The sequence below is a fragment of the Bradyrhizobium sp. genome (assembly GCF_019242285.1).
Lineage (GTDB): Bacteria > Pseudomonadota > Alphaproteobacteria > Rhizobiales > Xanthobacteraceae > Bradyrhizobium.
Genome location: NZ_JAFAVV010000545.1, coordinates 1 through 7,081 on the forward strand (window position 1 = coordinate 1; position 7,081 = coordinate 7,081).

General features: G+C 66.0%; 7 protein-coding genes. 5 read left to right on the forward strand and 2 right to left on the reverse strand.

Annotated features, from left to right (window positions below):
• The 5 genes from JOY90_RS22075 to JOY90_RS22095 all read left to right on the forward strand — a co-directional run.
• The coding region (locus JOY90_RS22075; protein ID WP_291693232.1) for a molybdopterin cofactor-binding domain-containing protein at positions 1-637 on the forward strand (637 nt) is incomplete at its 5' end.
• A 31-nt stretch (positions 638-668) separates the two neighbouring features.
• Complete coding sequence (locus tag JOY90_RS22080; protein WP_291693233.1) at positions 669-1,469, forward strand: xanthine dehydrogenase family protein subunit M; 801 nt, start codon at positions 669-671, stop codon at positions 1,467-1,469.
• Positions 1,470-1,820: 351 nt separating this feature from the next.
• Entirely contained in the window at positions 1,821-3,134 is a 1,314-nt protein-coding gene (locus JOY90_RS22085) for an LLM class flavin-dependent oxidoreductase (RefSeq protein ID WP_291693234.1), read from the forward strand.
• Positions 3,135-3,161: 27 nt separating this feature from the next.
• Positions 3,162-4,262 (forward strand): CaiB/BaiF CoA-transferase family protein, encoded by a 1,101-nt coding sequence (locus tag JOY90_RS22090; RefSeq protein WP_291693235.1) that lies wholly within the window; start codon positions 3,162-3,164, stop codon positions 4,260-4,262.
• 60 nt (positions 4,263-4,322) lie between these two features.
• Complete coding sequence (locus JOY90_RS22095; protein ID WP_291693236.1) at positions 4,323-4,634, forward strand: DUF1272 domain-containing protein; 312 nt, start codon at positions 4,323-4,325, stop codon at positions 4,632-4,634.
• 10 nt (positions 4,635-4,644) lie between these two features.
• On the opposite strand, the gene fahA is transcribed toward JOY90_RS22095, so the two are convergent.
• Positions 4,645-5,913, reverse strand: a complete 1,269-nt coding sequence (gene fahA, locus JOY90_RS22100; RefSeq protein WP_291693237.1) for a fumarylacetoacetase — start codon at positions 5,911-5,913, stop codon at positions 4,645-4,647.
• Between the two features lie 286 nt (positions 5,914-6,199).
• The coding region (locus JOY90_RS22105) for a homogentisate 1,2-dioxygenase domain-containing protein (RefSeq protein ID WP_291693238.1) at positions 6,200-7,081 on the reverse strand (882 nt) is incomplete at its 5' end.

Genomic DNA, 7,081 nt, shown 5'->3' on the forward strand with positions numbered 1-7,081 from the left:
CAAGAAGATCGCCGCCCACCAGCTCGAGGCGTCGGAGAACGACATCGTCATCGAGAACGGCGAGTTCAAGGTGACCGGCACCGACAAGGCGCTGGCGCTGCCGATGGTCGCGCTCGCCGCCTATACCGCGCACAATCTGCCCGACGGCATGGAGCCCGGCCTGAAGGAGACCGCGTTCTACGACCCGACCAACTTCACCTTCCCGGCCGGCGCCTATATCTGCGAGCTCGAGGTCGATCCCTCGACCGGCAAGACCAGCTTCGTCAACTTCGTCGCGGCCGACGATTTCGGGCGCCTGATCAACCCGATGATCGTCGAGGGCCAGGTCCATGGCGGGCTCGCCCAGGGCATCGGCCAGGCGCTGCTGGAAGGCACGGTCTATGACGACAACGGCCAGCTCGTGACCGCGTCGTTCATGGACTACACCATGCCGCGCGCCGACGACCTGCCCTCGTTCAAGCTGTCGCACACCACGACGCTCTGCCCCGGCAATCCGCTCGGGGTGAAGGGCTGCGGCGAGGCCGGCGCCATCGGCGCCTCGGCCGCGGTGATCAATGCGATCACGGATGCGATCGGCAGCAACAAACTGGAGATGCCGGCCACCCCCGATCGCGTCTGGCACGCGATCCACGGCTGATGTGACCGGAAAAAGATTTCAGGAGCCCACGATGTATTCCACCACCTATCACCGCCCCTCCTCCATCGACGAGGCGGCAGCCCTGTTCGCCAAGGGCACGGAGCCCAAATATCTGGCCGGCGGCCACACCCTGCTTCCGGTCATGAAGCAGCGGCTGGCCGCGCCTTCCGACGTCATCGACCTGGCCAGGATCAAGGAGCTGGTCGGCGTCGAGGCGACGGCGGACACGCTCACCATCAAGGCCGCGACGCCCTATTACGACATCATGACGAACGCCGACGTGCAGAAGGCGATCCCGGCCATCGCGCGGCTGACCGCGATGCTCGGCGATCCCGCCGTGCGCCATCGCGGCACCATCGGCGGCTCGATCGCCAACAACGATCCGGCCGCGGATTACCCGGCCGCCCTGCTCGCGCTGGCGGCGACCGTGAGGACCAACAAGCGCCCGATCTCGGCCGACGATTTCTTCAAGGGCCTGTTCACCACGGCGCTGGAGGACGGCGAGATCATCACCGCCGTGTCGTTCCCGATCCCCGACAAGGCGGGCTACGCCAAGATGCGCCACCCGGCCTCGCGCTTCGCGCTGACCGGCGTATTCGTCGCGAGGACCAAGGCGGGCGATGTCCGCGTCGCCGCGACCGGCGCCTCGCAGAGCGGCGTGATGCGGGTGGGTGCGATCGAGTCCGCGCTGAAGGCCAACTGGGCGGCGAGCGCGCTGGACAACATCAAGGTTTCCGACGCGGGCCTCCTGAGCGACATCCACGGCTCGTCCGACTACCGCGCCAACCTGGTCAAGGTGATGGCCCAGCGCGCCGTCACCGACGCGGGTTGATCGCAAGGCGAGCTCGCCTCACCTCTCCCCGCTCGCGGGGAGAGGTCGGATTGCATCGCCAGATGCAATCCGGGTGAGGGGACTCTCCGCGAGTCCTGCTGTGGAAACAGCCCCTCACCCCAGCCCTCTCCCGTGAAGAACGGGGCGAGGGGGCACACCTCCGATGAGGCTCGATGTCGCCTAATCTCCTCACGCTTTAGCCAGTACACACAACTCTCTGCTGCGGCGCGCAACACGATTGCGCGCCGCTTTGCATTGCAGCCATCACGGCGGCAAAAGAGGCTTGCTTCCACCTGACGAAGGCGGGACAATTTCGTTAATCAACCGATTAACTCGTCTCCGGGAGCGCCCATGAAATTCGGCATTTTCTACGAGCACCAATTGCCGCGCCCGTGGGACGAGGGAGCCGAGCACCGGCTGTTGCAGGAGGCGCTCGACCAGGTCGAGCTCGCCGACCGGCTCGGCATCGACTACGCCTGGGAGGTCGAGCATCATTTCCTGGAGGAATATTCGCATTCCTCCGCGCCGGAAATCTTTCTCGCCGCCTGCTCGCAGCGCACCAGGAACATCCGGCTCGGCCATGGCATCTGCCTGATGCCGCCGAAATACAATCACCCCGCCCGGGTCGCCGAGCGCATCGCCACCCTCGACCTCGTCTCCAATGGTCGCGTCGAATTCGGCACCGGCGAGAGCGCGTCCGTGATGGAGCTCGGCGGCTTCAACGTCGGCTTCGACAATGCCGAGAAGCGGCGGATGTGGACGGAGGCGGTCGAGCAATGCGCCAACATGCTGGCGCTGAATCCCTATCCCGGCTTCAAGGGCGAGTTCTTCGAGATGCCCTGCCGCAACGTGGTGCCGAAGCCGCTGCAGAAGCCGCATCCGCCGCTGTGGGTCGCCTGCTCCAACCGCGAGACCATCAAGCTCGCGGCGCGCTGCGGCATCGGCGCGCTGACGTTTGCCTTCGTCGATCCGCGCGAGGCCAAGCAATGGGTCGACGACTACTACCGCATCTTCAGGGAGGAGTGCGTGCCGATCGGGCACGCCGTCAATCCCAACGTCGCGATGGTGACCGGCTTCTCCGTGCATCCCGACGAGACGGAGGCGCGCCGCCGCGGCGAGGACGGGCTGCGCTTCTTCCGCTATGGGCTCGCGCATCACTATATTTTCGGCGAGCACAAGCCCGGTCGCACCGACATCTGGGCCAATTTCGAGAAGGCCCGTCACGCGCTGCCGCCGGCCGGCCCCGAGCAGGGCATCGGCACGCCCGACCAGGTCCGCACCCATCTGCGCCATTTCGAGGAGTCCGGCGTCGACCAGACCATCTTCATCCAGCAGGGCGGCCGCAACCGGCATGAGCACATCTGCGAGGCGCTGAAGCTGTTCGCAGGCGAGGTGATGCCGGAATTCCGCGCGCGCGAGATCGAGCGGCAGAAGCGCAAGGACGCCGAGCTTGCGCCCTATGTCGAGAAGGCGATGGCGCGCAAGCAGGTGATGAAGCCGATGCGCGACGAGGAGATTCCGGTCTATGTCGCGCTCGGCCGCAAGGTCGCCGAGGAAGGCACCGGCACCGAGCGGCAGCAGCAGAACGCGAAACTCTGGGCCGACGCCGCCAAGGTAACGCTCGGCGATCCCGACCGCCATGGCGCCCCGACGCCCGCGGCTTGATTTCTCTCTCATCCAGGACGGACCATCGTGCTCGACAAACCCGCTTCGCGAACCGCCTCCGGCCCGCTGGCCGGCTTCCGCATCGTCGAATTCGCCGGCATCGGCCCGGGCCCCTTCGCCTGCATGCTGCTGGCCGACATGGGCGCCGAGGTGATCACGCTCGACCGCGTCGGCGCGAAGAAGAACCTGAAAGCGGTGGCGGTGCGCGGCCGCAAGGTGGTCGAGATCGACCTGAAGGACAGCGCCGCGATCGCGCAGGTGCTCGACCTGCTCGCCCATGCCGATGCGCTGATCGAGGGATTCCGGCCGGGCGTGATGGAGCGGTTGGGACTCGGCCCGGATGTCGTTCTTCAGCGCAACCCAAAGCTGGTCTATGGCCGCATGACCGGCTGGGGCCAGGAAGGCCCGCTGGCGCAGGCCGCCGGCCACGACATCAACTACATCGCGATCACCGGCGCGCTGGCCGCGATCGGCACCAAGGACAAGCCGGTGCCGCCCCTCAACCTGGTGGGCGATTTCGGCGGCGGCGCGCTCTATCTTGCGATGGGCGTGCTGGCGGCGCTGCTCGAAGCCTCGCGATCCGGCAAGGGGCAGGTGGTGGATACCGCGATGTGCGACGGCGCTGCCTCGCTGATGGCGATGTTCTTCGATCTCGCCCATTCCGGCCGCTGGGTCGAAGGCCGCGGCAACAACATGCTCGACGGTGGCGCGCATTTCTACGGCGTCTATGAATGCGCCTGCGGCCATTTCATCTCGATCGGCTCGATCGAGCCGCAGTTCTACGCGCTGCTGCGCCAGCATGCCGGGCTGACGGAGGACGCCGAGTTCGAGAAGCAGATGGACCGCAAGGCCTGGCCCGTGCTGAAGGAGAAGCTGACGCAGGTGTTCAAGAGCCGGACGCGCGAGGACTGGTGCAGGATCATGGAAGGCACCGACATCTGCTTCGCGCCGGTGCTCACCATGGCGGAAGCGCCGAAGCATCCGCACATGGCCGCCCGCGGCGTGTTCGTCGAGCGCCATGGCGTGACCCAGCCCGGCCCCGCGCCGCGCTTCTCGCGCACGCCGTCGGTGATCCGCGAGCCGGAGGCGGCGGAGATCGGCGAGATCATCGCAGCGTGGAAATCGTAGTCGTAGGGTGGGCTAACGTATGATCTGCGATGATCTGCTTTTCAAGCCAATGAGCCTGCCATGGCGTTGCAACTCCGGCCGAACTGCGAATATTGCGACAAGGACCTGCCGCCGGCCGCGGTCGAGGCGCGCATCTGCTCCTATGAATGCACCTTCTGCGCCGACTGCGTCGAGACGAAGCTGCAGAACGTCTGCCCGAACTGCGGCGGCGGTTTTTCGCCGCGGCCGATCCGTCCCTCACGGGAATGGCGGGTGGGCGTGTGCACGGCAAAGCATCCGCCGTCCGACAAGCGCGTGCATCTGAAATATTCGGCCGACGAGGTCGCCGCACATGTGGCGCGGCTGAAAGACGTGCCGGCGGCGGAGCGATAAGGCGCTTCCATCACTCCGCCGGCAGGATCGTCCCCTCGACCTCGCCGAAACCGACGCGGTAGCCGTCGCCCTGGCATCCGCCGCGCATCACCAGCGAATCGCCATCCTCCAGGAACGTGCGCGACACACCGGGCGCAAGCTCGACCGGCTCGGTGCCGTTCCAACTGATCTCCAGCAGGCTGCCGCGCTGGGATTTCTCCGGCCCGGAGATGGTGCCGCTGCCCAGGAGATCGCCGACATTCATCGCGCAGCCGGATGAGGCGTGATGCATGAGCTGCTGCACCGACGACCAGTACATGTACTTGAAATTGGTGGCGCAGATGGTGCGCGGTATGTTCATCGCGCCGGCGCGCAGCCCGACCTCCAGCGCCATGTCGTAATTGTTCGGTCGGGTCTGTCGCAGATACGGCAGCGGCACCGGGTCCTGCGCCGGGCCGCTCACACGGAACGGCTCCAGCGCCTGGCGCGTCACCACCCAGGGCGAGATCGAGGTCGCGAACGCCTTGGCCTGGAACGGCCCGAGCGGCACATATTCCCATTGCTGGATGTCGCGCGCGCTCCAGTCGTTGAGCAGCACGAAGCCGAAGATCATCGCCTCCGCCTGCGCCTCGGTGAGCATCTCGCCCATCGCCGAGCCCTGCCCGACCACGACGCCCATCTCCAGCTCGAAATCGAGCCGCTTGCACGGGCCGAAGCTCGGCAGCTCCACGTTCGGCGGCTTCAACTGCCCGCGCGGTCGCCTCACCTTGGTGCCCGACACGACCACCGTGGAAGCGCGGCCATTGTAGCCTATCGGCATGTGCAGCCAGTTCGGCTGCAGCGCATTGTCCCTGCCGCGGAACATCACGCCGACATTGGTGGCGTGCTCCTTCGAGGAGTAGAAGTCGGTATAGCCGGCGACGGTGATCGGCAGGTGCAGCCTGACGTCGCGCATCGGCACCAGCGCCTGCTGTCGCAACTCCTCATTGTCGCGCAGTTCGGGATGATCCGCGCGCAACAGCTCGCTGATCCGCGCGCGCGTGCTGCTCCAGACCTTCGGGCCCAGTGCCATGAACGAATTGAGCGAAGGCTGCGAGAACACGCCGATCTCGCGGAAGCCGAACCGGCCGTCCTGCTCGAGCTCCCAGAGATCGAGCACGAAATCGCCGATCGCAACCCCGACCCGCGGCGCCAGCCCGCGCGCCGAGAACACGCCATAGGGCAGGTTCTGGATCGGAAAGTCCGAGGACGGATCGACCGGGACGAACGAGCGGAGAGAGGGATCATTGGGATGGGGCATATCTGCGGGCTCTCTCTTCCCTTCTCCCCTTGTGGGAGAAAGTGCGCACGCATCTAGCGGCATGCTCGCTGTGACCTCGCCCCGCTCTTGTCCGCCGAAGCCCGCCTTCGGGCGAAGGCGGATGCGGGGAGAGGTCGGATTGCATCGCCAGATGCAATCCGGGTGAGGGGGTACAGGTCTAACGGCTCGCACCACCCGAGCGTCTGCCCCTCACCCAACCCTCTCCCCGTGAAGAACGGGAGAGGGAGCGCATCGAGCTCGATGCAAGAGCTCGCCAACGCAGGAGTCACGGCCTGTTCGGATCGAAGCGCTTCTCCAATCCCTTCCAGCAATCGGCATAATCGTCCTGCAGCGTGGCCGATTTCGCCGCGTGCGCGGTGACGCGCTGCGGGAAGCGGGTCTCGAACATGAAGGCCATGGTGCCGGTGAGCTTCGCCGGCTTGAGCTCGTTGTTGCTCGCATGATTGAACGCCTCGCGATCCGGGCCGTGCGGCAGCATGCAATTGTGCAGCGACATGCCGCCGGGAACAAAGCCCTGCGGCTTGGCGTCGTAGACCCCGTAGATCAGGCCCATGAACTCGCTCATGATGTTCATGTGATACCAGGGTGGGCGGAAGGTGTTTTCCGCGACCAGCCAGCGCTCCGGGAAGATCACGAAATCGATGTTCGCGGTGCCCGCGGTCTCCGACGGCGAGGTCAGCACGGTGAAGATCGAGGGATCAGGATGGTCGAAGCTGATCGCGCCGACCGGCGAGAAGGTGCGCAGGTCATATTTGTAGGGCGCGTAATTGCCGTGCCAGGCGACCACGTCGATCGGCGAATGCGGAAGCGTGGTCTTGAACAGCGAACCGCCCCATTTCACGAACAGCTCGGTCGGCGTGTCTTTGTCCTCGTAGAACGCAACCGGCGTGAGGAAGTCGCGCGCGTTCGCAAGACAGTTGGCGCCGATCGGCCCGCGCTCCGGCAGCGCGAAGGCGCCGCCGTAATTTTCACAGAGATAACCGCGGGCGGGACCGTTCAGAATCTCGACGCGGAATTTGACGCCGCGCGGGATCACCGCGAGCTCGCCGGGCTCGACGTCGATGATGCCGAACTCGGTCGGGAGGCGGAGCGCGCCCTGCTGGGGCAGGAGCAGCATCTCGCCGTCGGCGTTGTAGAATCGGAAGAG

Excerpts from the sequence above, each read along its gene's own strand:
- JOY90_RS22080 (WP_291693233.1), top strand. The coding sequence starts at position 669 with ATGTATTCCACCACCTATCACCGCCCCTCCTCCATCGACGAGGCGGCA.
- JOY90_RS22085 (WP_291693234.1), top strand. The coding sequence starts at position 1,821 with ATGAAATTCGGCATTTTCTACGAGCACCAATTGCCGCGCCCGTGGGAC.
- JOY90_RS22095 (WP_291693236.1), top strand. The coding sequence starts at position 4,323 with ATGGCGTTGCAACTCCGGCCGAACTGCGAATATTGCGACAAGGACCTG.
- fahA (WP_291693237.1), bottom strand. The coding sequence starts at position 5,913 with ATGCCCCATCCCAATGATCCCTCTCTCCGCTCGTTCGTCCCGGTCGAT.